This is a genomic window from Streptomyces sp. NPDC088197 (assembly GCF_044741185.1).
Lineage (GTDB): Bacteria > Actinomycetota > Actinomycetes > Streptomycetales > Streptomycetaceae > Actinacidiphila.
Genome location: NZ_JBIUSD010000008.1, coordinates 121,734 through 144,679 on the forward strand (window position 1 = coordinate 121,734; position 22,946 = coordinate 144,679).

Sequence of the window (22,946 nt, forward strand, 5' to 3'; positions counted from 1 at the left end):
CGGCGCGGCGGCCAACGGACGTCGGCCGCAGTGGCTGTGCGGCCGGGACCGCCCGGCTCCCTACGGCACCGTCTCCGGCCGCATCCGGAAGTCGTACGCGGCGGGCAGCGGGTGTTCCGCCCGCGCGCGGGTCCTGATGTCGTCGGTGACGGGGCCGTCGCCCGCGACAAGGCGCTCGGCTATGGCGTACCAGGTGTCGGTCAGCGCCTCGGCGCCCTCGTACAGGTCCTCCACGACGAAGCCCTCGTCGAACAGCGCGCGGGCCTCGGCGACTTGGCCGCGGGCGAGCGCGGTCTGCGCGCGCAGCAGCCGAAGCCGCCCGCAGTCGGGGCCGTGCCGGTCGCCCTCCGGGGTCTGGTCCGGATCGGCGAGGACGCGTTCGGCGTCGGCGGCGCGGCCCGCGGCGAGCAGGACGGGCACGGCCTCGACGATCAGGGCGCGCCGGACGTCCGGGCGGTCCGGGAGCGCGGTGAACGTCTCGCGCAGGCTGTCGTACGCGGCCAGGTAGCGGTCGGCGGCGCGGTCGGTCTGGCCCGCGTCGGCCTCGGCGACGGCCAGGGCGCGCAGGCCCCACGGCGAGGGGTGGGCGGCGACCGACCGTTCCCAACTGCGCACGGCCTGCGCGCGGTCGCCCGCGGCCCACTGGGCGATGCCGAGGTAGTAGTCGCGGAACCACTCGTTGCCGGGATAGGTGTCGGCGGACTCCAGCAGTTCGCGCCACTCCGGGGAGACGAGCGCGGGTCCCGGCGGCGCGTCGGCGGCGGGTCTCGGGAAGATCCCGGCGAGCAGCAGTTCCAGCCAGGGCTTCTGCGGGTCGCCGAGCGTGGCGGCGGGGAACGGGGTGCCGGGCAGGTGGAAGTGGCCGCGCTCGCTTTCGAGGGCGCCCCAGCCGGAGCCGGTGGCGAGCAGGTCCTTGGGGTCGGTGTCGGCGTGCGCCAGCCACGCGGTGTAGGCGGCGTCGACGGTGGCGCGCGGGAGTGCGGCCTCGAGTCGTCCCCCGGCCTCGGCGCGCGCGGCGGACCAGTCGTCGCCGTGCACGAGCGCGGGGTCGGCGGCGAGCGGTCCGTACGCCTCCAGCCAGGAGAATTCCGAATCCGCGGCCATGGGGATGTGTTCGAGCTGTGTCCTGGCGAGACCTGCCTGGATCTCCAGGTAGCCGCCGGTGCCGGGCTCGGTCAGCCACTCCTGCCAGCGCCGCCCGCCGCGGCCGTGCCCCCACAGGAAGAGCTTGCGTCCGCGCAGCAGGTCGGTGGAGGTCTGGACGAGGCCGTGTCCTTCGCCGTCGAGGGCGGTGATCCAGCGGCGGTCGGTGTCGGCCACGTCGAAGAAGTAGTCGGCGGCGTGCTCGGAGCGGGTGGTGTAGGTGATGTCGGTGGCGCCGTCGGGCGCGGGGACCGGCACATGGCTGAGGGTGCGGCTGTAGCCGAAGTGCCAGGCGGCGTCGGCGGGGGCGAGCACCCGGGTGCGGTCGGTCTCGGGAACGGCGATGTTGGACCACCAGTAGGCGGGCACGGTGCGCTCGTGCGGATTGCGGACCCGGATGCCGACGTAGAGGAAGTCGGAGTCGGCGGGCAGCCACATGTCGATCTGGAAGGGCAGGTCGCGCAGCCGCTCCCACTCCCACAGGCGCAGCATCTCGCCGCCGTCCGGGGCGGGGACGCGGGCGGCGTGCAGCGGGGCGCAGGTGTGGGCGGCGTGGCCGGTGGCGCCGAGATTCCACTCCACGCCGCCGGAGAACCAGGCACCGGCCAGCGCGAACGCGGCGGGCTGGAACACCGGGTTGCGGTAGAGCAGTTCACGTCCGGTCGCCTTGTGGACCAGCGAGTACAGCCTGCCGCCGAGGCCGGGCAGCACGGTGGCGCGGATGCGGTCGTTCTCGATGACGAGTGCGTCGAGGGCGGCCGGGGCGCGGTCCCGGCCGTAGCCGTCGAGGACGCGAACCGGCAGCACCGAGCGCAGCGGCGCGTAGCCGAGCTGCCTGGCCATGTCGGCGGGCAGTCCCTCGCGGTCCTTGAGGTCCAGCCGGTGCAGCTCGTCGAGCGGGCGCAATGCGGGCAGCGGGTTCTCCGGGCCGAGGGCCGCGGCCGGAATGCTCACAGCGGTACGCCGCACGGTCGTAGGCAAGGCCACCTCTTCTGGCACACGTGGCCGCCTTCGGTCGCGGCGGCCGTCTGATGACCATGGAACAGGTTTCCCGTCGCGGTGAACAGAGCCCGCCGTGGTCAGGGTTGGGCAAAACCTGTGGAATCGGTCAGAAATCCGGCCATAAATTCGGCCGCGGGACCGGCCGGGCGCGGCCTTCTCGATCTTCCGCGCACCGCACCGGACAGGGAGCCCGCGGGCTGTCCCGGCCGCCGGACCGGGGGCATTGTCGGTGGTCGCTGCTACAACGGTGGCCATGACGACTTCGCGCTCCTCGCAGACGCCGGCCTCGCCCGAACTCCGGTTCACCGACTGGCTCGAACTCATCGAGGAGCGGTCCGCGGTCCTGCGCGAGGCCGCGCGGGCCGCACCCGTCGAGGCCCGGATTCCGGGCTGCCCCGACTGGACCGTCCGGGATCTGCTGACGCATGTCGGCCAGGTGCAGCGCTTCTGGGCGGCGACGGTCGCCGCGGGCGCCGCCGTCCGGCCGCCGTCGGACGGGGTGCTCGGCGACCGCATGCCGGGGGACGACCTGCCATCCTGGTCGGCGGCCTCGACGGTGCTGCTGCTCGACGCCCTGCGGGCGGCCGGTCCCGACACCGGCTGTTGGACCTGGTGGGCGGAGTCGGGCAACGCGGCGACCTCAGGCTCCGTCGCCCGCCACCAGGTCCAGGAGGCGGCCGTCCACGCCCGCGACGCACAGGAGGCCGCGGGGGTCACCGAACCGCTGCCGCCCGCCCTCGCCGCCGACGCCCTGGATGAATTCCTGCACGTCGGCTTCGGCTCGATGGACGGCTGGCCGCACGCACCGGCCCGTGTCGCGCTGGTCGCCGACGAGGGCCCGGCCTGGACCCTGATCCTCGACACCACCGGTGCCTCGGCGGTCCGCGGCGGACCCGGCGACGGCCCGGAGCCCGGTGCCACCCTCTCCGGCCCCGCCAGCGATCTGCTGCTGGCGCTGTACCGCAGGGCCCCCTGGGACGGGGCCGACGCGCTGCGGCTGACCGGAGACCCCGCGCTGGTACGGCAGTTGGTGGTCTGGCCGCCGCTCGGCTGACCACGTACCGTCCTGCGTGAGGGAGTGATGCGCATGTCTGGTCGCGGGATACGAGCGTCCGGTGTGGCGTTGGGGGTGATCGCCCTGCTGTCCGCCTGCTCCTCGGGCGGTTCCACGCACCGCCCCGTCGTCACCGACTCCGCCCGCGTCACCATCGAGGCACCGCCTCCGGTCGGCAGCATCGAGCACCCCCGCCCGGTGGCGTGCGTCGAAGCCATGCGCTCGCCCGGCGGCTCCGCCACCGAGGTGACCACGGGCAACAGCCCCGCGAAATCCACTGGTTCGACCACCATCGCACCCACCACCCCTTCCTCTACTTCCTCTTCTTCCGATGCTTCCGCTTCGTCTTCCGCCGCACCGGCCACCGCGAAGAACGATGTGACGGTGGGTCCCCTCACCTGGACCGGTCTGCGCGCCCTGGCCGACGGCGACCAGACCGGCCACGGCTACCACAACTCCGACGGCTGGCATTACAAGGTCGCCGCCTCCATACGGACTGGGTCGACGGTCACCTTGACCATCGGCGCCGAGCAGCGGGCCAAGGCCGGACTGGAGTACGGCCGTGCCTTCGGGTCCACCCCGGCGCCCGCGATCACCTTCGACGCCTGCCCAGCCCAGCCCGTCGTCTTCATCGGCGGCTTCTTCGTCGCCGGTGACGGCCACGCCTGCGTCCCGGTGGACGTCCAGGTCGGCCAGGGCGCGCCGCGACGCGTGGTGATCTCCTTCTTCAACGGACAGTGCCCCGCTGCGTAGGCTGGGATCATGACCGAGCCGACGCCCGATCCCGCCGCCGAGAGCGAGCCCGCTCACGACCCCGAGCTGCTTCAGCTCGCCGCCCAGGTCTTCGACCTCGCCCGGCAGGGCGACACCGACAAACTGGCCGCCTACATCGACGCGGGAGTCCCCGCGAATCTCACCAACGACCGCGGTGACACCCTGCTGATGCTCGCCGCCTACCACGGTCACGGGCAGACCGTGCGGGCGCTGCTGGCCCGCGGCGCGGAGCCGGACCGTGCCAACGACCGGGGCCAGACCCCGTTGGCCGGCGCCGTCTTCAAGGGCGAGCAGGACGTCATCACCGCCCTGGTCGACGGCGGCGCCGACCCGGCCGCGGGCGTGCCGTCCGCGGTCGACACGGCCCGGATGTTCGGCAAGGACGAGTTGCTGAAGCTCTTCGGCGCCCAGTGACCCCCGCGACGCTCGTCCCCTCCTGCGTGGCCTCGGCCCTCGGCGGTGCGGCACCCACCTGGTCCTACACCGAACTCACCCACAATCAGGACAACCAGGCCACCGACGGCATCTGGCGGGTGACCGGCCCCGATGGCAGCGCGGTCCTCAAGGTGTGCGTCCCCACGGGCTCGGGCAGTTGGCAGACCAGCCCCGAGCCGCGGCACTGGAACCACTGGCGCCGCGAGCCGCTCGCCTACCGCGACGGCCTGACCGCGACCGTCTTCGCCGACGCCGGGATCGACGGCCCCCGCCTGCTCGCCGCGGACGAGCGGGCGGACGGCTCCTTCGCCCTGTGGCTGGAGGACGTCACCGGGGTGCCCGGCTCACAGTGGCCGGTGGAGCGCCTGGCCGCCTTCGCCCATGGTCTCGGCTTCGCACAGGCCCGCTGGACCGGGCGGCTCCCTGCGGAGCCCTGGCTCTCCCGGGGCTGGCTCCGCCAGTACGTGGAGAGCAAGTCCCTGCCCGCTGAACTCCCCTGGGACCTGCCCGACGCCGCCGCCGTCTGGCCCGCCGCCCTGCGCACCGGCCTGCGCCGTATGTGGGAGCAGCGCGACACCCTGCTCGCCGCCGCCGAGTCCGGCCCCCGCACCCTGTGCCACCTCGATGTCTGGCCGCTCAACCTGATCGCCCGGGACGACTCCCCCGCGCACTCCCCCGGCGCCCCGGCCGCCCGACCGGCCGGCGGCCGTACCGTCCTGCTCGACTGGGCCTTCGTCGGGGAAGGCGCCGTGGGCGAGGACATCGCCAACCTCATCCCGGACTGCGTCGCCGACGGCCTGATACCAGGGGAGTTGCTGCCGGAGATCTCCGCCGCCGTCATCGAGGGCTATCTGGCCGGTGCCCGCGATGCCGGGGCCGCCCTGGGCGAGGACGAGCTGCGCCGCTCGGTGGCCGCCGCGGGCGCCGCCAAATACTGCTGGCTCGCCCCTTTGATGCTCACCCGCCTCGCCGTCGGCGGCCGGGTCGGCTCCGCCGCCTACGACGTGGACCACGACCCCCTGGCCGTACTCCGCCGCAGGACCGACCTCTTCGAGCACCTGGTCTCCTGGTCGGAACAGATCCTCAGCCCCGCCCGCTGAGGACCCTCCCGCAGAAGACCCTGACGAACGGGGCCCCCTCCCCCACGGGGGCCTGCCCGATGTCGGCCTCGCGCTAGCTGATGGCTTCCGTCCGCTCGGCCAGGCTGGTCGCGCCGCGCTCGGTCAGCGAGCCGTGCAGCCGCAGCCGGGATATGCCGCCGTCGGGGAAGATCTCGATCCGGACGTGGGTGGCCGGTATCGGGTTGACCAGGAAGCGGTGCACACTGTCCGGCTGGAGCTTGACCCGCGGCAGCAGCGGGATCCACTCGCCGTCCTCCCCGTCGCGGACCGACAGCGTCGCCCAGCCCGCCGCGTTGCCCTTGAGATAGGCCGTGTCGATCTCGATGGCACGGATCACGCCCTGGTCCACGAGCCGGTACTGGATCCAGTCGTTCCCGGTGTCACGGCGGCGGCGGGTCTCCCAGCCGTCGTCCATCTTCCGGGAGCGGCCGGGCAGGATGGTGTGCTCGGGCGGGGAGTAGAAGCGGTCGGAGGCGTCCTCCACTGTGCCGCCGTTCTCCAGCGCCACCAGGTCGAAGGTGCCCAGTTCGGCCAGCCACCCCGGGTCGGGCGCCACCTCGCCGTAGACCCGCAGCCGGGCGATCCCCCCGTCGGGGTGCTGCCGCAGGCGCAGGTGGGTGAAGCGCCGCTCCACATGCACCGCGAACGCGTTCTCCGCGTGCCCGCCGACCGCCGTGCGCGGGACCAGCTCGGTCCACTCCACCGCCGGGTCGAGCAGATCCTCGGGCGCCGCCGACATCGAGTGCGCGGTGGCCTCCACCGACACCGCCTGCGGGTAATTGCCCCGGAAGTGCGCGGTGTCGATCACCAGGCCGCGGATCACGCCCGGCGCCCCCAGCCGTATCAGCGCCCAGTCGTGGTCGGCCGGATCGGGGTGCGGGACCTGCGCGGACGCCCCCCGCCTGCGCCGCGTCTCCCAGCCGTCCATGATCTTGCCCTTGTGCCCGAAGCGCTCGGGGTCGAAGACCGCGGGCCCGGCCACCAGCAGATTCTCCCGCTCGGCGAAGAACTCGTCATTGGCGGCGACCACCCCCGCGCCCAGCCTGCGGTCGGCCAGGTCCGCGAGTCCCGCGAAGGGAAGCTCCACGCGGCGGTAGTCCGCGAAGGGGTTGCCGCCGCCGTAAGGAAGCGCGTCACCCGTGAAGGAGGTCAGGTCCGTGAAAGTGCCGGCCCCGGTTCCGGCCGCCGCGCCTGCCGCCGCTCCCCCAGCCGTTCCCCCCGCCGGTGCCGTCCCCGGCGCCGATCCCGCTGCCGTCGTCTCATGCGTCTCTGTCGTCGTCATGTCTCTACTCTCGGCCGACCCGACCCTTCACGTCCATCGAAACTTACTGAAGCCATTGTTCAGTCCAACTGCATGGTCGGGTCCAGCTCCGCGGCCCGCCGCAGCGCCCCCAGCGTCCGCCGCAGCAGCGGGGCGTCCTGCGAGCCGCCGCGCACCGCGCCCACGATCCGGCGCCGCGGCCGGTCCACGTCCAGCGGGCGTACCGCCAAGTCCTGGGTCAGGGCGCCGGACGCGGACATCCGCGGCACCAGCGCGATCCCCATTCCGGCCGCGACCAGGGCGAAGATCGCGGGCCAGTCGGCGGCGGCGTGCGCCTGCTCCGGCACGAATCCGGCCTCGGCGCAGGCCGCCAGGGTGATCTCGCGCCACGGTCCGCGACTGCCGAAGATCCACGGGGCCTCGGCGAGCTGGGCCAGTCGCAGCCCCGGCGCGGCGGCCAGCGGATGCGTCGCGGGCAGCGCGATGTCCAGCGGGTCGGTGAGCAGCGGGGCGATCACGAAGCGCGTGTCGCGGGCCGTCGGCGCGTCCACGGCCAGCGACAGCGCGAGATCCACGTCTCCGGCGGCCAGCTCCTCGTACACCTCGGCGGCCTCCGCCTCGTGCACCGACAAGGTGATGCCGGGCGCGTCGCGGCGCAGCAGCCGGGCGGCGGGCACCACCAGGCGCGTGATGGACGTGGCGATGGCGCCGACCTTCACGACGCCGACCTCGCCCTGTGCGTACCCGTCGAGTTCGGCGCCCGCGCGTTCGAGTTGCGCGAAGACGACCTCGGCGTGTCTGAGCAGGACGTGCGCGGCGCCGGTCAGCCGTACGCCGCGACCGCGCGCCTCCAACACCGGCGTGCCGATCTGCTTGGAGAGCGCGGCCAGTTGCTGCGAGACGGCCGACGGGGTCATCCGCAGCGCGCCCGCGGCAGCCGTGACCGTACCGGTGTCGCGCAGCGCGCGGAGGATTTGCAGCTTGCGGAGATCCCAGTCCTTCATGCAGCCAGCCTAAAGAATTCTGGCCCGATACCTCGGCTCAAACCGAACGGTGCGCGGGACGCAGGATTCGTACGAGGCACCCGTACGCCCCCCGAAGGCCCCCGCGCGCCCGCCGGACGGATCAGGACGCCGCGCTCCCCTCCGCCACCACACCCTCGCGGTGCTGCTGCGGGCTGATGCCGCGGACGCGCTTGAAGGCGGCGCTGAGCGCGAAGGGGCTGCCGTATCCCACCTTGCGGGCCACGGCGCCAATGGTGGCGTCCGGCTCGCGCAGCAGGTCGGCGGCGAGGGAGAGCCGCCAGTTGGTCAGGTACGACATGGGCGGTTCGCCGACGAGATCGGTGAAGCGGCGGCCGAGGGCGGCGCGGGAGACGCCGGTCCTGGCGGCCAGCGCCGCGACCGTCCACGGGTGCGCGGGGTCGTCGTGCAGCAGGCGCAGCGCGGGGCCGACGACCGGGTCGCTCTGGGCGACGTACCAGGCGGGCGCGCCGGCCTCCGGGCGGGAGAACCAGGCGCGCAGCACCGCGATCAGCAGCAGGTCGAGGAGCCGGTCGAGGACGACCTCCTGCCCCGGCTCGTCCCTGACGATCTCCTCACACAGCAGTGCGGGCAGCGGGCTGGCCCAGGCGTCGCCCGGCATGACCAGGACGTGCGGCAGGGCGGAGAGCAGCCGCTGGCTGATCTCGCCGCGCATCTGATACGTCCCGGTGATCATCACCACGGAGTCCTCGGCGGTCCCGGCACCCCTCTGACCTGCGCCGACGGCTCCCGACACGGACCGCACCGGTCCCGGCGCGCCGACCGTACCCACCGCCTCGGGCGGCACGTCACCCCACGTCCGGACCCCCAGGTCCATCTCCTCGCACAGCTCGACGCCCTGCGGGGTCGCGGAGACCTGTCCTGGATGGATGACGATCTGCGGCTCGGTGGCCGGCGCGTCCGCGACCGTGTACGGCTCCGGGCCCCGGATCACCGCGATGTCACCGGGGCACAGCCGTACGGGGTCGCCCTTGTCCGGCACCACCCAGCCGTCGCCGCGCACCATCAGGGCCAGCGTCAGCGGCGCCCGGTCCTCGATCCGCAGCGACCAGGGCGGGGTGAGGATCGACCGCAGCAGGAAGGCGCCTCGGGCCCGCGGCCCGTCCAGCAGATTCGCCAGTGCGTCCATGCGCCCAGCCTAGGACTGGACGCCCGCGCATGGGGGTGAGCTTTTCGACGATGGTCCCGCCGCCCTCGCCGCCGTTTCACTGAGGCCATGACACCGAACGCGCATACCGCGCCCCGCGACCGGACACCTCAGCGGGCACCTCGACAGCCACCTCAGCAGCCACCTCAACAGGCTCCGCACCAGCAGGATTACGCGGCGTGGCCGTACGGTACGCCGCCGCCTCAGCCGATGTCCGGCGGCGGCGCGGCGGACCCGGAGCGGCAGCCGCGCCGGGAGCGGCCGCTCCCGCAGGACCGCTCCGGTCGGGACCGCCAACCCGCCTACCAGCGGGCCGAGTCGGGCCGGAATCCGACCGCTCGTCCCCGAGGACCCAGAGGAGTTGCCATGTCCGGCGACATCCGCAGTCTCGTGCTGCTCGCCGCCACGCTCGCCACCGGCCTGATGGCGGGCCTGTACTTCGCCTTCTCCGTCGCCGTCATGCCGGGCCTCGCCGCCTCCGACGACCGGACGTTCGTGGAGGCCATGCAACGCGTCAACGTGGCCATACTCAACGGCTGGTTCAGCCTCGCCTTCGGCGGCGCCCTGGTCCTGGGCGGGATCGCGGCGGCGCTGCACTGGCGCGGCGACGGACGGCCCGCGCTGCCGTGGATCATCGCGGGCGTGGTCCTCTACGCCGCCTCGCTCGTCGTCACCATGGGCTTCAACGTCCCGCTCAACGACAAGCTCGCCGCCGCGGGCGACCCGTCGAAGATCCGCGATCTCGCCGCCGTCCGGGAGCAGTTCGAGTCCGCCTGGCTGCGCTGGAACGTCGCCCGCGTCCTGACCACGACCGCCGCGCTCGGCTGCCTCGCCTGGGCCCTGCGGCTGGGCCGGGGATGACCCCGCCGGGCCGACGGGCGAACGGCGCGCGGCTTCGCGGCCGTTACGTCCTAAGGCGTGTCCGGCGGATCATGGGCGGTCCAGGCGGCGTGTGGTGTTCCCCGGACTCCGTCCGGGGGCCTTGAGCGCAAGGCTCCGGGGTGGCCTCATAGCGGAGCTATTCGGGTGTTCCGGCGACGCGGCGGGCGTGCGTGCCAGGCGCCGCCAGCCAGAGGCGACTTCACGGACACGCCCTGGGCGGTCACCGCGGCCGCGATCCGCCGCGCCACCTCGTCGGGGGCGATGTCCGCCGTCTCGACGATCTCGCCTTCCTCGCGCAGCCAGGGGAGGGCGTCGGCGTACGGGGCGACATGGTCGTGCCGCCAGCGTCGGATGCCGGTGCCCTCGGGGTGTCGATCCGCGCGGCGAGCGTCAACGGGTCGGCGTGCAGCACGAAGTGCCGCAGCGGAATGCGGGACTTCGCGAGCCCGTCCCGCAGTTCGGTCCAGTACGCCCGCACCAGCACCGACTGCGGTACGACCAGCGTCCCGCCGACGTAACCGAGGATCTGCGCGGCCGTCTCGACCACGAGGGCGCGCCACGGCGGATGGTCCTGGAAGTCGGCGACGGGGACCGAGTCGAGGACGGGGCGCAGCATGGAGCCGACCGTCTCGGAGTCGAAGATCCGCGCGTCGGGGAGGAGTTCGGTGAACAGTCGGGACGTCGTGGCCTTGCCGACGCCGAAGGTGCCGTTGAGCCAGACGATCATGCCCGCGAGCACAACGGGCACGTGGGCGGCCGCCCGGGGACCCCGACAGGACTACGGCGCCGGCGCGTACGGCCGACAGCGGGCGTACGGCATCAGGTGAACGATCCGTGGCGGCCCTCGCCGGAGGCGAAACGGGAGGCGCCCGCCGCCGCCTCGGTCAGGGAGATCCGGCCGTGGGCCAACTCCACGGCCAGGGCGGCCCCTTCGGGCAGACCTTCCTGCTCCAGCAGGGAGAGCCGGTCCTCGCGCAGGCAGGTCTGAGGGAAGGCGGCGATCTCGGCCGCGAGTCGCTCGGCGGCGGCGCGGGCGGTGCCGGGCGGGACGACGCGGTCGACGAGGCCGATGGCGAGGGCTTCCGCCGCGTCGACCGGACGGCCGGTGAGGACGAGGTCCATCGCCCGGCCCGCGCCGATCAGCCGGGGCAGCCGTACGGTGCCGCCGTCGATCAGCGGCACGCCCCAGCGGCGGCAGAAGACGCCGAACACGGCGTCCTCCTCGGCGACGCGGAGGTCGCACCAGAGCGCGAGTTCGAGGCCGCCCGCGACGGCGTGCCCGGAGACGGCGGCGATCACCGGTTTCCCGAGCCGCATACGGGTCGGCCCCATCGGGCCGTCGCCGTCGTCGGCGACCGTGTTGCCGCGTGCGGTGCCGATCGCCTTGAGGTCCGCGCCCGCGCAGAAGGTGCCGCCCTCGCCCCAGAGGACGGCGACGGCCGCCTCCTCGTCCGCGTCGAAGGCGCGGAAGGCGTCCGCGAGCGCGGCGGCCGTGGGCCCGTCCACCGCGTTGCGCGCCTCCGGCCTGGACAGCACCACGGTGGTGACGGCGCCTTCGCGCTCGCTGCGCACGGACATCTCTCGCGCCTTCCGGTCGGCCGTCTGCGTGTCTACGTGTTTACGTGTCCATGTGTCCATGTGTCGCGGGCATCGCACATGGACCGTGTACCCGCAGCGTTAACACGCGGGCACCCGCCTGAACAAGACACCCCCTGGGGGTATATCGTCAACCGGGTGACAGCGGACGGCGACGGTACGGCACACGCGCACCGGCCGCGTACGCCCCGGCTGTTGGCGGTGTGCGCGGTCCTCCTCGGGCTGTTCTTCATGCACGGCGCACCGGCTTCCGCGAGCGAGGGCTGCCACGGCGTGCCCCTGGCCATGAACATGGGCACGGACATGGGTATCGCGCGGATGTCCGCTACCGCGCCCATCGCCGCCACCACCCACTCGACTCCGCACGTACGGCCGCAGGCCCCCGCCCCCCACGTCGCCAAGACCGGCTCCGGCGGTTCGTGTTGGGCCACGCCCGTACGCGCGCGGGCACCGCTCACCGGCTGGGCGCAGGTCGCCTCCGCCGTACCGCCGTTGCTGGGGGCGGGGTTGGCCGCCTCCGGCACCGCCCCGTCTCGGGACCGGCGGCGCGCTCCGCCGCCGGGCGGGCGGGCGATATTGCTGCGGGTGTGCGTCGCGCGGACGTGAAGAGGCCCGCCGCGCCGGGGAGTTCCCGGTGCGGTGTCGCGCCCCCACATCCGTCCGCATCGCATCCATACGCGCGCCGTTTTCCGCGCGCTCACCCGAAAGAGCATCATGCGAACACTCCGGCCCGCTCTCCTCGCGGCCACCGCCGCGACCTGCGCTCTGCTGCTCGGCCTGACCGCCTGCGGCGGCGGCTCCTCCACGACCACCGGCCAGGCGCACGGCCACGCCCCGGCGTCGTCACCCGAGTCGCGCACGTCGCCCACCGCGTCCATGCCCTCGAAACCCTCCATGCCGTCCACGCCCTCCACGAACGGCATGGACGGCATGGACGGCATGGACGCCCCAGCCTCCGCCAACGGCCTGTCCGCCGACCGCGACGGCTACCGCCTCGTCTCCCCCGACGCGCGACTGCCTTCCGGCGCGCCCGCCACGTACCGCTTCTCCGTCACCGCCCCCGACGGCAGGCCGTTGACCGCCTTCGCGCTGGACCAGACGCAGCGGATGCACTTCTACGCGGTCCGGTCCGATCTCACCGGCTTCCAGCACGTGCATCCGGGGATGGCGAAGGACGGCACCTGGACGGCGCGGCTGGCGGCGCTCGCACCCGGCGCGTGGCGGTTCTTCGCGTCCTTCACGCCGGACGCGGGCCCCGGCAAGGGGACGGACTTGGTCCTGAGCCGTACGGTCACGGTCCCCGGCACCGCCTCGTCGCCCGTGCCGCTGCCCGCGCCCAAGACCAGCGCCACGGTGGACGGTTACACGGTGACGGTGAAGGGCGACGTCATGGCGGGCATGTCGGGCATGGCGCATCCGCTGGCCGTGACCGTGACCAGGAACGGCCGCCCGGTGACCGATCTCCAGCCGTACCTGGGGACGTACGCGCACCTGACGGCGTTCCACGCCGGCGATCTGGCGTTCGCGCACCTGCATCCGACGACGGCCGTGAACGGCGATCACGGCGGCCCCGAACTGGCCTTCCACGCCGAGCTTCCGACGGCGGGCGACTGGCGGTTGTTCCTCCAGTTCCGCACGCAAAAGACCCTGCACACGGCCGCGTTGACGCTCCGCGCGGGCTGACGCACCGCCACCACGGGCACCGCCCACGGAGTTGGCTCAGGGCGGCGTCAGTGGTGTTCCTGGACGAGCACCGCGAGGGTGTCCGGCTCCAACGCGCGGAAGATGTGCGGCTCGTCGCCCGGATAGGCGATGTAGTCGCCGGGGTGGAGTTCGACGGGATCATCCGTGAGGCCGACCAGCGCGCGGCCGGTACTGAGCACCACGTGCTCGATCATGCCGGGCGCGTGCGGGTCGGACTCCCGGGCGGTGCCGGGCTGTACGGACACCAGGTAGATGTCGCGGCGCGCGTGCGGCGGGCAGGAGGCGAGGAGCGTGGCCACGTAATCCGCGCGCTCGGCGGCGAAGGCGACGCCCTCGCCCGCGCGGACGACGCGGACACGGGGGCGGGGCGGGTCGACGAGCTGGGCGAAGGCCACGTTCAGGGTGACGCTCAGCGCCCACAGGGTCTCGACGCTGGGGTTGCCGGTGCCCGATTCGAGCTGGGAGAGCGTGGATTTCGCGATGCCCGCACGGCGGGCGACCTCGGCGAGGGACAGGCCCGCGCGGCGGCGCTCGCGCTGGAGGGATTCCGCGATGGCCGCCAGCGGTGCGCGCCCGCTCTGCCGCTCCCGTCCGTTCTCGTCCGCGCCGCGTCCCGGCTCCCCCGACTCTCCTGACGCGTGCGCCCCCTTGTCCGCCGCCATCGCCGCACCCTTCGTTCGCCAAACAAGTCCACTCGTTCGCCTTGACGAACGATCCTCACTCCGTTCATTATAGGCGGCGATGCGTTCGATATGGCGAACTCCGGAGAAGGACCTGGTGCGGGACATCGCCCTGGTCTGCGTCGCCGATGCCGTCGTCGGGGTGTCGTTCGGCGCCATCGCCGTGGGGCTCGGCCTGCCGGTGTGGCTGCCGATGCTGCTGTCGGTGGTGGTCTTCGCGGGCGCGTCGCAGTTCATGTTCATCGGCATCGTCGCGGCGGGCGGCAATCCGGTGGCGGCGGTCGTCGCGGGCCTGCTCGTGAACGCGCGGCACGTACCGTTCGGCTTCGCGGTCGGCGACGTCTTCGGCACCGGGCCGCTCCGCCGCATCGCGGGCAGCCATCTGATGGCGGACGAGACCGTGGCCTTCACCCTCGCCCAGCGCGAACCCGAACGGCGGCGGGCGGCGTACTGGGCGTGCGGCATCGGCCTGTTCGTCTGCTGGAACGCCGGTGTCGTCCTGGGCGCCCTGGGCGGCGGCGCGGTCGGCGACACCGACGCCTTCGGGCTGGACGCGGCCTTCCCCGCCGTGCTGCTGGCCCTGGTACTGCCGTCCCTCGGCGACTCCGCGACGCGCGGGGCAGCGCTGGCCGGAGTGGTGCTCGCGCTCGTCGCGACGCCGTATCTGCCCGCCGGACTGCCGGTGTTGCTCGCCTTGGCCGGGGTCGGAGCGGCGCGGGCGGGCGGTCGTCGCGAGGAGCCGGACCCCGCCGCGCGGACCGGAGCGGGACGATGAGTACGGGGACGAGCCTGCTGCTCGCCACCGTCGCCCTGGGCGCGGGCACCTTCGCCTTCCGTTTCGCCGGGCCCGTGCTGCGCGCCCGCGTCACCCTTTCGCCGCGCCTGGAACGGCTGATGGCGCTCTGCGTCGTCGTGCTGCTCGCCGCCCTGGTCGCCACCTCCACCCTCACCGAGGGCCACGGCTTCGCCGGAGCCGCCCGCCCGGCCGGGGTCGCCGTCGGCGGTCTGTGCGCGTGGCGCCGGGCACCCTTCCTCGTGGTGGTGCTCGCCGCCGCGGCCACCACGGCGGCGCTGCGGCTGCTGGGCGCGAGCTGAGAGCGGTACGGACGTGACGCGGGCCCCACAACCCACCGAAGCGCCCCTGACGTGGCGTCAATTCCGTTGAAGATCGGCTCGATTCGTAGCTGACAGCCGGATTCCAGATCGTGTTACGTGACATGTCTCCGTCGATTCACGCTTGGCAGTCACCGTCCGGACGGAGAGACACCCCCCCACTGGAGGACACGTGACCGGTCCGCTGTCCCGACGAGTTTCCCTACGACTGCGCACGGCGCTGCTCGGCGTGCTCACCACATGCCTGGCGTTCACCGTCGCCGGAGCCGGAGGCGGCGCATCCGCGTCCGCCGCTGACACCGGCTCCCTGCCGTTCTCGGGCGCCACGACGTCCGGCCTGCACAACACCTACGACCCCGCCGCCTTCCCGTACCTCGCCCAGGCGTTGGACACGGGCACGTCGCTGATCGAGCTGGACGTGTGGGACGACTTCTTCACCCAGGAGTGGAAGGTCAGCCACTCCAGCCTGACCAGCAACGGCAACAACTGCGTGGACGCGTCCTCACCGTCGCAGCTCTACACGGGCGGCGCGAACAAGGACCTGGAGAGCTGCCTGGACGACGTACGCGTCTGGCTCGGCGCGCACCCCGGCCACGCGCCGCTGATGATCAAGCTGGAGATGAAGGCGGGCTTCCAGGCCAACCTCGGCATGAGCCCTGCCAAGTTGGACCAGTCCATCAGCGCGCACCTCGGCAGCCTGGTGTTCAAGCCGTCCGACCTGCTGGCCAAGCCTGGCGGCGGCAGCTACGGCACGCTCGACGAGGCCGCCCAGGCGGGCAACTGGCCGACGCGGCAGCAACTCGCGGGCAAGGTGATCCTGGAGATCATCCCCGGCACCGTCGAGGAGAACAACCCGACCGACACGCTGTGGACGGACGTCGAGTACGCGAGCTACCTCAAGGGGCACGTCTCGACCGCCCAGGTCTTCCCGACCGTGCACAACGTGCAGTCGGGCGACCCGCGTTCGCGCTACTCCGACGCCTCGCTGCGCCCGTGGTTCGTGATCTTCGACGGTGACGCCTCGGCGTTCCTCAACGTCGACACGAATTGGTACGACGCGCGTCATTACCTGCTCGTGATGACCGACTCGCAGAATGTCGCACCCGCCCTGGACGACGCGAATCCGTCCCCGGCCGACGCGCAGGCGCGGATCGCCCAACTCGCCGCGGCTCACGCGACGATCGCCTCGAACGACTGGAAGGGGCTTCCCCAGATCCAGTCGCTCGTCCTGCCGCGCGGCAACGGCTGACGGTCCTGGATCCAGGGCCGGCCGCGGCCTCGGCCGCGCAGCACGGCACCCCACGGCGACCGCCGGCCGTGGGGTGCCGCTCCTTCTCCGCCTGCCTTTCCCGTTCCGCTCAGACGGGGACGGCGCCGCCGAACGCGGGCGCCCGGTAGGTGTCGAGGCGGGCGGCCTTCGGCCCGGCCGGCTCCTCCCGGTGCAGGCCGCGGACCGCGGGCAGCGCCGCCGCCAGCGTCCGCGTCGACGCCTCCGTCCACGGGCCGCCCGGCACCAGCACCACGTGCCCGATGCCCAGACCGGCGAAGTGGCGGCAGTGCGCGACGAGTTCGTCCGCCGACTCCTGCGGCCGCAGCCTGACGCTGACGGACGTGTCGATGTCGCCGAGCGGGCGGCCGATCTTCCGGCAGTGCACGGCGAGGATGTCGAGCTTGCGGCGGATGGTGGCGCCGCCGTTCGGCACGTCGAGCAGATTGCACGCGTCGGCGTACCGCGCGACCAGCGGCAGCATCCGGGCCTCGCCGTTTCCGCCGATCAGCACCGGCGGGTGCGGGCCGCTGAGCGGCAGCGGACTGGGGTACGGCCTGGCCAGGTCGCAGTGCGCGCCGCGGAAGGGGCTGTCGTCGCCCGACCACATCCGGTGCGCGAGCCGCAGCACGTCCTCCATCCGCTCGAAGCGTTCGGGGGCGCCGGGCGCGGGCGGGCCCAGCGCGGCGGCCTGGTGGTCGGCGTATCCGGCGCCGATGCCGAGCCAGGCCCGGCCGCCGGACAGGACGTCGAGCGTCGTGACCGCCGTGATCAGCGGGCCGGCCGCGCCGTTGCCGACCGGGCTCGCCATGGCGCCGAGCCGCACCCGTTCACTGCGCGACGCGAGGAGTCCCAGCGTCGCGTACGCCTCCAGGACCGCCTCGTCCGGTGAGCGCGTCGGGTCGGTCCGCGTCGGGTCCGTCCGCGTCGGGTCCGTCCGCGTCAGATGGTCCGTGACCCACACCGTGTCGAGCCCGATCTCGTCGGCGGTGGCGACGACCCGCTCCAACTGCCGTGCGGAGCCCCGCGGTCCCTCGGGCCAGGCGTCGTGGGCGACACTGATACTGATCCGCATCGTCTACGCCTCCGGTCCCGGACGGTCGCCGGTCGGACTGAGGTGGAGCGCGGCCAACCGCCATACGCCGTCGGTCTCGACGATCGTCTGCGTCACCCGGAAGTACCCGTCCGCGTCCCGCCCGTCGAAGATGCTCTGCTGGCCCTGCACCCCGGTGGCGACGGCCGCCCGCCCGTACTGACGGATCGTCACCTCGGCCCAGGTGAAGGCGTCGTGGACGAGCGCGCCGGAGGCGTAGCGGTCGAGCCACTGCTTCTTGTCGAGGACGAAGCCGCGCGGTCCCACCGCGCTGAAGTCGTCGGTCAGCAGCGCGTCCAGCGCGGTCACGTCGCCGCGCCGTTCCGCCTCGGTCCATCGGCGCGCGAAGTCTGTCAGCTCCTGCTCGTCTTCCATGGCCGTGCCTCCTCGCGAGCGGGTGCGAAAGCCCCGGCGGAGGCCGGACTCCCGGCCACCCGTGTGCCGGTCCGGGGTGCCTCACCAGACTCCCGCGTACGCCGCCGCCCCGCATCGCCCGGCGGTATGCCTCTGCCGTACTCCCCCGGTCAACCCGCCCCGCCTCCACCCGTACTCCCCGGGGAGTAACGCCCCGCCCCCGCCCTCCCCTCACCCCCTTCGCCGGGCGTCCCCGCCCCGCAATTCGCTGGCCACCCCCACCGCCGCGACGGCACTGTGTCCCCATGCGAGAACCCGCCCGGCGCGTCCGCGCCCTCCACACCCCCACCACGATCACCGTCTACCAGGCCTACGCCCCCGCGATCGGCCTCCCCGCCGCCCGCGACGGCCGCTTCCCCGCCGCCTGGAGCCGGGACCGCATGACGTGGATCAAGCCGTCGTTCCTGTGGATGATGTACCGCTGCGGTTGGGCCGCCAAGGCGGGGCAGGAGACGGTGCTCGCGGTGGAGATCACCCGTGACGGATTCGAGTGGGCGCTTCGGCACGCGTGTCTGTCCCACTACTCCCCCGACGTGCACGCCGACCGGGACGCGTGGCGTCGGCAGCTCAAGGGCGCTCCCGCGCGGGTGCAGTGGGACCCCGAACGGGACGTGCGGCTGCGGCCGTTGCCGTACCGGTCGCTGCAACTCGGGCTGTCGGGCGAGGCGGTGCGGGAGTACGCGGACACGTGGATCGTGGGGATCAGGGATGTGACGCCGCTGGCTCGGGAGGTGCACCGCTTGGTCGGGGCCGGGGACGTCGAGGGGGCGGAGCGGCTGGTGCCGGAGGAGCGGGCGTATGACGTCGTGGGCGGGCTGCCGGAGCGGGTGGGCGGGAGTTCGGGTGTCTGACCCGTGGGCGGCGGTGGGCGGGGCCCGGGGCGAGGGTGTCGCCCTGTGGGTCTTCTCGGTCGTGTTCGGGCGGGTCACCGTCGGCATGGTGGCGCAATTCGCGGTGCGCTGGCGGGCGTGCGGATGCGCGGCCTCGGCGATCCGTCAGCGGGCGCGGAGACCGGGAGAGGGCTACGCCGACAGCGAGGCGTGGTCGCCCATCACGATCACCGGGTGGTCCGCCGGGACGAGCGTGTGCAGGAGGTCGACCATGTGCGCGGCGGAGACGCTGACGCAGCCGTGCGTCGGGCCGCCGTGGTCGACGTGGACCCAGATGCCGCCGCCGCGGTTGGCACCGAGCGGCTGGGTGCCGTCGAGCGGGGACGTACCGGGCACGCGGTTGTAGTCGATGGCGATGACGTAGTCGAAGGCGGCGTCCAGCGGCTCGCCGTCGAAGCCGACGCCGCCCGCGCGGAAGGCGGACGAGTGGTGGTAGGGCAGCTTGGCGCCCGGATCGGCGTCGAAGCCGCCCGCGTCGCTGAGGGTGAACACGCCGATGGGGCTGTGCAGATCGCCCGAGTGGTGCTTGTCGGTCCAGCCGCGCAGGGCGTTGTGCGCGGGCCAGGCCGCCCCCGCGCTCCAGTGGCCGTCGGCGGTACGGGACCACAGGGTGACGGTGGAGTCGGCGGAGTTCTTGGCCTTGCCCGAGGCCACCAGCACCTGCCGGGAGGCGGCGGGGATCGCGGAGCGGGTCTTGGGGCCGAGGCCCGGGATCACGGTGGGCGCCTCGTCCTTGACGCTCAGGGTGCCGGGGCCCGCGGCCTTGGCGGACGCGCCGGGCACCGCGGCCTGACCGTGCCCGGAGCCGCCGTTCCTGCCGCTGTCCGCGGCGGCGGAACCCGCGCCGTGCCGGTCCATCACCACATATCCGGCGCCGACGACCGCCAGCACGACGAACGCGGCGGCGCCGATCCCGGCCCTCCGTCGCAGCACATGTTTCCGACGCCGGTGGCGGTTTCGGCCACGGCCTTCTGTGGAGCGGCTCTCAGCGAAGGAGCCCGCGGGAGCGGAAGTCATCCCGGCGATCCTCGCAAACTCAGACCCATATGCACCACCCAGGGTGACCTCTCGCCCGATTTGCCCCGCATATCCCCCACCGTCCGCACCCGCCGCGCACACCGTACGCCCTGACCGGGCGTCAGCGAAGGATCAGCGGACGGCGCGGTGGATCGCGACCAGCAGCCGCCAGACGTGAGCGGCGAAGGCGTCCGGCGAAAGGTCCATACGACCGTGCAGCCAGTCGGCGAGCAGGCCGGTGAACACGGCCGCGGTGGCGGAGGCGGCGAGCGCGGGCGACGGGGCGCCCGCGCGGGTGCGGTCGGCGAACGAACGAGCGCGGAGTTCGTCGTGGAGGAGCGCGCCGAGCGGGCCGCCGCCGCCTTCCGCGATCAGACCGCGGTAGAGGTCGGCCCGCCCGGCCACGACGGCGAGGAATTCGGCCAGCGGCGCGGGCGGCGCGTCGGGCCCCGGCGGCGCGGTCCAGGCGTGCAGCGCGTCGACCGCTTCCCGTACGACGTCGGCGCAGGCGTCGACCGCGAGCGCCTGGAGACCGTCGTAGTGCAGATACAGGGTCGCCCGGCCGACCCCCGCGCGGCGCGCCACCGCCGACAGGCTGACCTGGTCCAGCGGGCGCTGCGCGCACTCGTCGAGCAGCGCGGCCCGCAGCCGGGCGCGGGTCCTGAGCGTACGGGGATCGGACGTCGCGCGCCCCCCGCTCACCTCACCCGTAGCGATCACACCCCTCATCCAGCCACAAGCACCGCCGCCAGCGCCACGACCGCGGGCGCGAACTGCACAAAGAGAATCTTGCGGGACGCGGTCGCCGCGCCGTACGCACCCGCCAGGATCACACAGCACAGGAAGAACACCCGGGCCTGGAAGCCCACCGGGTCGGAGGCGATCAGGCCCCAGACGAGTCCGGCGGCCAGGAAGCCGTTGTAGAGGCCCTGGTTGGCGGCGAGCGGCGCGGTGATCCTGGCGCCCTCGTCGTCGAGCCCGTGCAGCGCCCGGCCGCGCGGACCGCGCCACAGGAACATCTCCAGCACGAGCGCGTACACATGGAAGGCGGCGACCGCGCCGACCAGGATTCCCGCGACGACCTTCACGACCGTGCACCACGCCTTCCGTCGACCCGACGTCCCGCCCTCCGACTTCCTGGACAACTGTACAGGAAGTCCGAAAGCCCTCTCCCTGCCGGGAAGCCCGCCGGGCAGTGGCCTCTGCGCCAGGAAGTCCCTCCAGGCCGGGGGGAAGTCGCCGTTTTACGCGGCCGGCCGCACGCGGCTCACACGTCCCGCACCAGCGCCTGCGCCAGCTCACGCGGTCGGCTCAGCGCGAGCAGATGCCCGCCGGGCAGTTCCTCGACGTCCACGCCGATCCGCTCCTTGCCCAGCCGCCGCTGGAATTCCAGCGGGAAGAAGCGGTCCTGCGCGCCCTGGAGGAAGCGGGTGGGCACATCGGGCCACGCCGTCAGCGGCCACGGCTGCGTGAAGACCCGTTCCGGCGCGCCGCCCGACGGGGCGGAGTTCATGGCCTCCTCGGTGATCTCCTGCGGCACGTCGTGGAAGAAGTCGACGCGCACGTCGAACGCGGTGTCGCGTCCCTCCTCCCGCGCGTACGCCTCGCGCGCGGCCTGCTGGCCGGTGTGGTCCCACCACTCCCCCGCCGTCTCGCCGGGCAGCGGCACCATCGCGTTGAGGAGTACGAGCCGGTCGGCGCGCAGCCGCTCGCAGGCCAGCGGCGCGGAGAATCCGGCGAGCGACAGCGCCACGAGGACCAGCGGCCGGGCCAGCCGGTCGACGTCGCCGCACGCCGCCACGATCGCGTCCGCGTAGGCGTCGAGGTCGGCGGCGCTGTCCTCGGGCAGGTCGAGCGTCACCGCCTCGTGCCCGCGGGCGCGCAGTTCCGGTACGAGCCGGTGCCAGCCCCAGGCGCGGCCGTCCGCGCCGGGGACGAGTACGAAAGTCGCCATCGTTCACGCCTGCTTTCGTCGGGGCGCGCCCGGGACACGGGCCCGCTGCTCCCCATAGGACCGCGGGCGCGGCCGAAACTCATCGCGGATCGGCGGCGGCCGTCCCCGGTCGGCCGGGCCGACGACGGCGGTTTCCGCGCCGCCCGCGTCGTCGTCCCGGCGCCGGTCACGGCCGCCGCCCTTCCCGCCCCCGACTCCGCCCTGACATACGGCGTCGGTACGTCCTCCCCGACCGGCCGGTCGGGCCCTTCGGGTGCCTCACGGGCTCACCGGCTCAGCGGCTCACCGCATCAGCGCATCACCGCCTCAGCGGCTCAGCCCGAAAGTGATCCGGTACCCGGCCTCGCCCCGGCTGGTGAAGGTGCTGGTCGCGTCGTCGTCCACATACGAGTACGCGAACGGCTCGGCCTTCTTGAACACGTCCGCGTACCTCACCGGCCACTGGTCGGGCAGGCACATCGAGCGCGGCGCCCACGTGCCGCGGCAGCAGTACTGGTCGGTGTCGAAGACCCCGCAGGGCGACTCGCAACCGACCACCCGGCCACCGGACGTCACCTGGAGGGCGGCCGGACAGTCCACGGCGTGGGTGCAGCCCGCGGCCGAGCAGCCGTTCGCCGAGATCGGGTCCTTCGTCGTACCGCCGACGAGGTTGATGTACATCGGGAGGTTGGAGCCGTCGACGAGGCTGACGTCGTAGAAGTCCATCCCGTCCCACGAGTTGAGGTTGAACTCCGCCAGCGTCGCCGGGATCACCCCGTAACCGGGGCACTGGAAGCGGCCGTCGCAGTCGCCGGTCTCGCAGTGGCCGCGGCCCGAGGCGTCGAAGGAGCAGCCGGTACGGCCCCAGAAGCGGCCGTTCCAGTGGTCGGGCACGCGGACGCCGAGGGTCTGCCCAGGGCGCAGGACCCAGCCGGTGGTGGTGAGGGCGGGCCGGGCGGTCTGCTCGCCCGAGGCGAGCCAGATCGTCTGGTCCACGTCGTTGACGAAGGTGAACACCCGGGTGCCGGAACGCGGTGGGAGCTTCGTACCGGCGGGCGACGCGGCGCTGCGCGACGCGGTCGGCCGCGGGAGCTGCCGGGAAGCGGTCGGCTTCGGCTTCTTGGCGGCGGTCGTCGCGGAGGCGGTGACGGTCGGTGTCACGGACGGCGCGGCCGTGGTCGTGACCTGCCCCGCCGATACGGGCGCGGCGCCCGCCGTGGCCGAGGTGTCGGCCGAACCGCCGCCAGGCCGTTGGCCGGAGACCACCCAGACCGCCACGCACAGGGCCGCGACGGCCAGCGCCACCGCCGCCGACACGGCACCGCGCCGTGATCGTCCGCCGTGCCGAGCTCTGCGTCCCATCGCTTCCTCCGCGCC

25 protein-coding genes are annotated in these 22,946 nt (G+C 73.5%); 11 read left to right on the plus strand and 14 right to left on the minus strand.

The genetic code is table 11. The features are described from left to right. Positions 1–60: 60 nt before the first annotated feature. On the minus strand, positions 61–2,112 hold the full coding sequence (locus tag ACIOC1_RS20845) for a DUF5107 domain-containing protein (protein WP_401855938.1): 2,052 nt from the start codon (positions 2,110–2,112) through the stop codon (positions 61–63). A 286-nt stretch (positions 2,113–2,398) separates the two neighbouring features. Here ACIOC1_RS20845 and ACIOC1_RS20850 point away from each other — a divergent pair, with 286 nt between their 5' ends. From ACIOC1_RS20850 to ACIOC1_RS20865, 4 genes are read left to right on the plus strand one after another with little or no spacing between them, the layout of a single operon-like run. Next, positions 2,399–3,199, plus strand: a complete 801-nt coding sequence (locus tag ACIOC1_RS20850) for a maleylpyruvate isomerase family mycothiol-dependent enzyme (protein WP_401855940.1) — start codon at positions 2,399–2,401, stop codon at positions 3,197–3,199. 33 nt (positions 3,200–3,232) lie between these two features. Continuing rightward, complete coding sequence (locus tag ACIOC1_RS20855; protein ID WP_401311450.1) at positions 3,233–3,952, plus strand: hypothetical protein; 720 nt, start codon at positions 3,233–3,235, stop codon at positions 3,950–3,952. A 9-nt stretch (positions 3,953–3,961) separates the two neighbouring features. Continuing rightward, positions 3,962–4,387: an ankyrin repeat domain-containing protein gene (locus tag ACIOC1_RS20860; protein WP_355339292.1), complete on the plus strand. Its 426-nt coding sequence runs from the start codon at positions 3,962–3,964 to the stop codon at positions 4,385–4,387. Further along, positions 4,384–5,508: an aminoglycoside phosphotransferase gene (locus tag ACIOC1_RS20865; RefSeq protein ID WP_401855944.1), complete on the plus strand. Its 1,125-nt coding sequence runs from the start codon at positions 4,384–4,386 to the stop codon at positions 5,506–5,508. The genes ACIOC1_RS20860 and ACIOC1_RS20865 overlap by 4 nt, the downstream gene beginning before the upstream one ends. 73 nt (positions 5,509–5,581) lie before the next feature. On the opposite strand, the gene alc is transcribed toward ACIOC1_RS20865, so the two are convergent. The 3 genes from alc to ACIOC1_RS20880 form a co-directional block, all read right to left on the minus strand. Further along, positions 5,582–6,811 (minus strand): allantoicase, encoded by a 1,230-nt coding sequence (gene alc / locus ACIOC1_RS20870; protein WP_391163705.1) that lies wholly within the window; start codon positions 6,809–6,811, stop codon positions 5,582–5,584. Positions 6,812–6,870: 59 nt separating this feature from the next. Further along, positions 6,871–7,794: a LysR substrate-binding domain-containing protein gene (locus ACIOC1_RS20875; RefSeq protein ID WP_401855947.1), complete on the minus strand. Its 924-nt coding sequence runs from the start codon at positions 7,792–7,794 to the stop codon at positions 6,871–6,873. Between the two features lie 121 nt (positions 7,795–7,915). After that, positions 7,916–8,962 carry an AraC family transcriptional regulator gene (locus ACIOC1_RS20880; RefSeq protein WP_401855950.1) on the minus strand — a complete coding sequence of 349 codons (1,047 nt, stop codon included), beginning with the start codon at positions 8,960–8,962 and terminating at the stop codon, positions 7,916–7,918. Positions 8,963–9,346: 384 nt separating this feature from the next. Between ACIOC1_RS20880 and ACIOC1_RS20885 the strand changes: the two genes are divergently transcribed. Next, positions 9,347–9,841 carry a DUF1772 domain-containing protein gene (locus ACIOC1_RS20885; protein ID WP_401855952.1) on the plus strand — a complete coding sequence of 165 codons (495 nt, stop codon included), beginning with the start codon at positions 9,347–9,349 and terminating at the stop codon, positions 9,839–9,841. Between the two features lie 241 nt (positions 9,842–10,082). Here the strand turns inward: ACIOC1_RS20885 and ACIOC1_RS20890 are convergent, their stop codons facing one another. Together ACIOC1_RS20890 and ACIOC1_RS20895 are read right to left on the minus strand one after the other, a co-directional pair. After that, a complete protein-coding gene (locus tag ACIOC1_RS20890) occupies positions 10,083–10,610 on the minus strand; it encodes an ATP-binding protein (RefSeq protein WP_401855955.1) in 528 nt (175 codons plus the stop codon). Between the two features lie 71 nt (positions 10,611–10,681). Further along, positions 10,682–11,440, minus strand: coding sequence for a crotonase/enoyl-CoA hydratase family protein (locus ACIOC1_RS20895; protein WP_401855957.1), 759 nt, complete (start codon positions 11,438–11,440; stop codon positions 10,682–10,684). Between the two features lie 156 nt (positions 11,441–11,596). On the opposite strand from ACIOC1_RS20895, the gene ACIOC1_RS20900 reads away from it, so the two are divergent. Together ACIOC1_RS20900 and ACIOC1_RS20905 are read left to right on the plus strand one after the other, a co-directional pair. Then, positions 11,597–12,064, plus strand: coding sequence for a hypothetical protein (locus tag ACIOC1_RS20900; RefSeq protein WP_401855959.1), 468 nt, complete (start codon positions 11,597–11,599; stop codon positions 12,062–12,064). Between the two features lie 108 nt (positions 12,065–12,172). Next, on the plus strand, positions 12,173–13,141 hold the full coding sequence (locus ACIOC1_RS20905) for a hypothetical protein (protein ID WP_401855962.1): 969 nt from the start codon (positions 12,173–12,175) through the stop codon (positions 13,139–13,141). Between the two features lie 47 nt (positions 13,142–13,188). On the opposite strand, the gene ACIOC1_RS20910 is transcribed toward ACIOC1_RS20905, so the two are convergent. Then, complete coding sequence (locus ACIOC1_RS20910) at positions 13,189–13,824, minus strand: helix-turn-helix domain-containing protein (protein WP_401719427.1); 636 nt, start codon at positions 13,822–13,824, stop codon at positions 13,189–13,191. Between the two features lie 79 nt (positions 13,825–13,903). On the opposite strand from ACIOC1_RS20910, the gene ACIOC1_RS20915 reads away from it, so the two are divergent. From ACIOC1_RS20915 to ACIOC1_RS20925, 3 genes are all read left to right on the plus strand, one after another. After that, positions 13,904–14,617, plus strand: coding sequence for an AzlC family ABC transporter permease (locus ACIOC1_RS20915; protein ID WP_401855964.1), 714 nt, complete (start codon positions 13,904–13,906; stop codon positions 14,615–14,617). Then, entirely contained in the window at positions 14,614–14,937 is a 324-nt protein-coding gene (locus tag ACIOC1_RS20920) for an AzlD domain-containing protein (RefSeq protein ID WP_391051310.1), read from the plus strand. The genes ACIOC1_RS20915 and ACIOC1_RS20920 overlap by 4 nt, the downstream gene beginning before the upstream one ends. Positions 14,938–15,127: 190 nt before the next feature. Next, entirely contained in the window at positions 15,128–16,204 is a 1,077-nt protein-coding gene (locus ACIOC1_RS20925) for a phosphatidylinositol-specific phospholipase C domain-containing protein (protein WP_355339256.1), read from the plus strand. A gap of 109 nt (positions 16,205–16,313) precedes the next feature. Here the strand turns inward: ACIOC1_RS20925 and ACIOC1_RS20930 are convergent, their stop codons facing one another. Then, positions 16,314–17,297, minus strand: coding sequence for an LLM class flavin-dependent oxidoreductase (locus ACIOC1_RS20930; protein ID WP_401855968.1), 984 nt, complete (start codon positions 17,295–17,297; stop codon positions 16,314–16,316). Between the two features lie 3 nt (positions 17,298–17,300). Further along, positions 17,301–17,690, minus strand: coding sequence for a nuclear transport factor 2 family protein (locus tag ACIOC1_RS20935; RefSeq protein WP_355339250.1), 390 nt, complete (start codon positions 17,688–17,690; stop codon positions 17,301–17,303). Positions 17,691–17,974: 284 nt separating this feature from the next. On the opposite strand from ACIOC1_RS20935, the gene ACIOC1_RS20940 reads away from it, so the two are divergent. Continuing rightward, a complete protein-coding gene (locus tag ACIOC1_RS20940; protein WP_391051303.1) occupies positions 17,975–18,580 on the plus strand; it encodes a DUF4291 family protein in 606 nt (201 codons plus the stop codon). A gap of 171 nt (positions 18,581–18,751) precedes the next feature. Here the strand turns inward: ACIOC1_RS20940 and ACIOC1_RS20945 are convergent, their stop codons facing one another. The 5 genes from ACIOC1_RS20945 to ACIOC1_RS20965 all read right to left on the minus strand — a co-directional run bounded on the left by ACIOC1_RS20945 (position 18,752) and on the right by ACIOC1_RS20965 (position 22,931). Further along, complete coding sequence (locus ACIOC1_RS20945; RefSeq protein WP_401719442.1) at positions 18,752–19,552, minus strand: L,D-transpeptidase family protein; 801 nt, start codon at positions 19,550–19,552, stop codon at positions 18,752–18,754. Between the two features lie 216 nt (positions 19,553–19,768). After that, positions 19,769–20,356 carry a TetR/AcrR family transcriptional regulator gene (locus ACIOC1_RS20950; protein WP_401855971.1) on the minus strand — a complete coding sequence of 196 codons (588 nt, stop codon included), beginning with the start codon at positions 20,354–20,356 and terminating at the stop codon, positions 19,769–19,771. Between the two features lie 5 nt (positions 20,357–20,361). After that, positions 20,362–20,724: a DUF1304 domain-containing protein gene (locus ACIOC1_RS20955; protein WP_355339239.1), complete on the minus strand. Its 363-nt coding sequence runs from the start codon at positions 20,722–20,724 to the stop codon at positions 20,362–20,364. 179 nt (positions 20,725–20,903) lie between these two features. Then, positions 20,904–21,590: an alpha/beta fold hydrolase gene (locus ACIOC1_RS20960; protein ID WP_401855973.1), complete on the minus strand. Its 687-nt coding sequence runs from the start codon at positions 21,588–21,590 to the stop codon at positions 20,904–20,906. 306 nt (positions 21,591–21,896) lie between these two features. Next, complete coding sequence (locus ACIOC1_RS20965; protein ID WP_401855975.1) at positions 21,897–22,931, minus strand: thaumatin family protein; 1,035 nt, start codon at positions 22,929–22,931, stop codon at positions 21,897–21,899. Positions 22,932–22,946: the final 15 nt, after the last annotated feature.

Coding starts and splice junctions, on each gene's coding strand:
- ACIOC1_RS20910 (WP_401719427.1), bottom strand. CDS start 13,824: ATGGCGGCGGACAAGGGGGCGCACGCGTCAGGAGAGTCGGGGGAGCCG.
- alc (WP_391163705.1), bottom strand. CDS start 6,811: ATGACGACGACAGAGACGCATGAGACGACGGCAGCGGGATCGGCGCCG.
- ACIOC1_RS20905 (WP_401855962.1), top strand. CDS start 12,173: ATGCGAACACTCCGGCCCGCTCTCCTCGCGGCCACCGCCGCGACCTGC.
- ACIOC1_RS20875 (WP_401855947.1), bottom strand. CDS start 7,794: ATGAAGGACTGGGATCTCCGCAAGCTGCAAATCCTCCGCGCGCTGCGC.
- ACIOC1_RS20940 (WP_391051303.1), top strand. CDS start 17,975: ATGCGAGAACCCGCCCGGCGCGTCCGCGCCCTCCACACCCCCACCACG.
- ACIOC1_RS20895 (WP_401855957.1), bottom strand. CDS start 11,440: ATGTCCGTGCGCAGCGAGCGCGAAGGCGCCGTCACCACCGTGGTGCTG.
- ACIOC1_RS20885 (WP_401855952.1), top strand. CDS start 9,347: ATGTCCGGCGACATCCGCAGTCTCGTGCTGCTCGCCGCCACGCTCGCC.
- ACIOC1_RS20915 (WP_401855964.1), top strand. CDS start 13,904: ATGCGTTCGATATGGCGAACTCCGGAGAAGGACCTGGTGCGGGACATC.
- ACIOC1_RS20960 (WP_401855973.1), bottom strand. CDS start 21,590: ATGGCGACTTTCGTACTCGTCCCCGGCGCGGACGGCCGCGCCTGGGGC.
- ACIOC1_RS20880 (WP_401855950.1), bottom strand. CDS start 8,962: ATGGACGCACTGGCGAATCTGCTGGACGGGCCGCGGGCCCGAGGCGCC.
- ACIOC1_RS20855 (WP_401311450.1), top strand. CDS start 3,233: ATGTCTGGTCGCGGGATACGAGCGTCCGGTGTGGCGTTGGGGGTGATC.
- ACIOC1_RS20920 (WP_391051310.1), top strand. CDS start 14,614: ATGAGTACGGGGACGAGCCTGCTGCTCGCCACCGTCGCCCTGGGCGCG.
- ACIOC1_RS20935 (WP_355339250.1), bottom strand. CDS start 17,690: ATGGAAGACGAGCAGGAGCTGACAGACTTCGCGCGCCGATGGACCGAG.
- ACIOC1_RS20860 (WP_355339292.1), top strand. CDS start 3,962: ATGACCGAGCCGACGCCCGATCCCGCCGCCGAGAGCGAGCCCGCTCAC.
- ACIOC1_RS20930 (WP_401855968.1), bottom strand. CDS start 17,297: ATGCGGATCAGTATCAGTGTCGCCCACGACGCCTGGCCCGAGGGACCG.
- ACIOC1_RS20850 (WP_401855940.1), top strand. CDS start 2,399: ATGACGACTTCGCGCTCCTCGCAGACGCCGGCCTCGCCCGAACTCCGG.
- ACIOC1_RS20965 (WP_401855975.1), bottom strand. CDS start 22,931: ATGGGACGCAGAGCTCGGCACGGCGGACGATCACGGCGCGGTGCCGTG.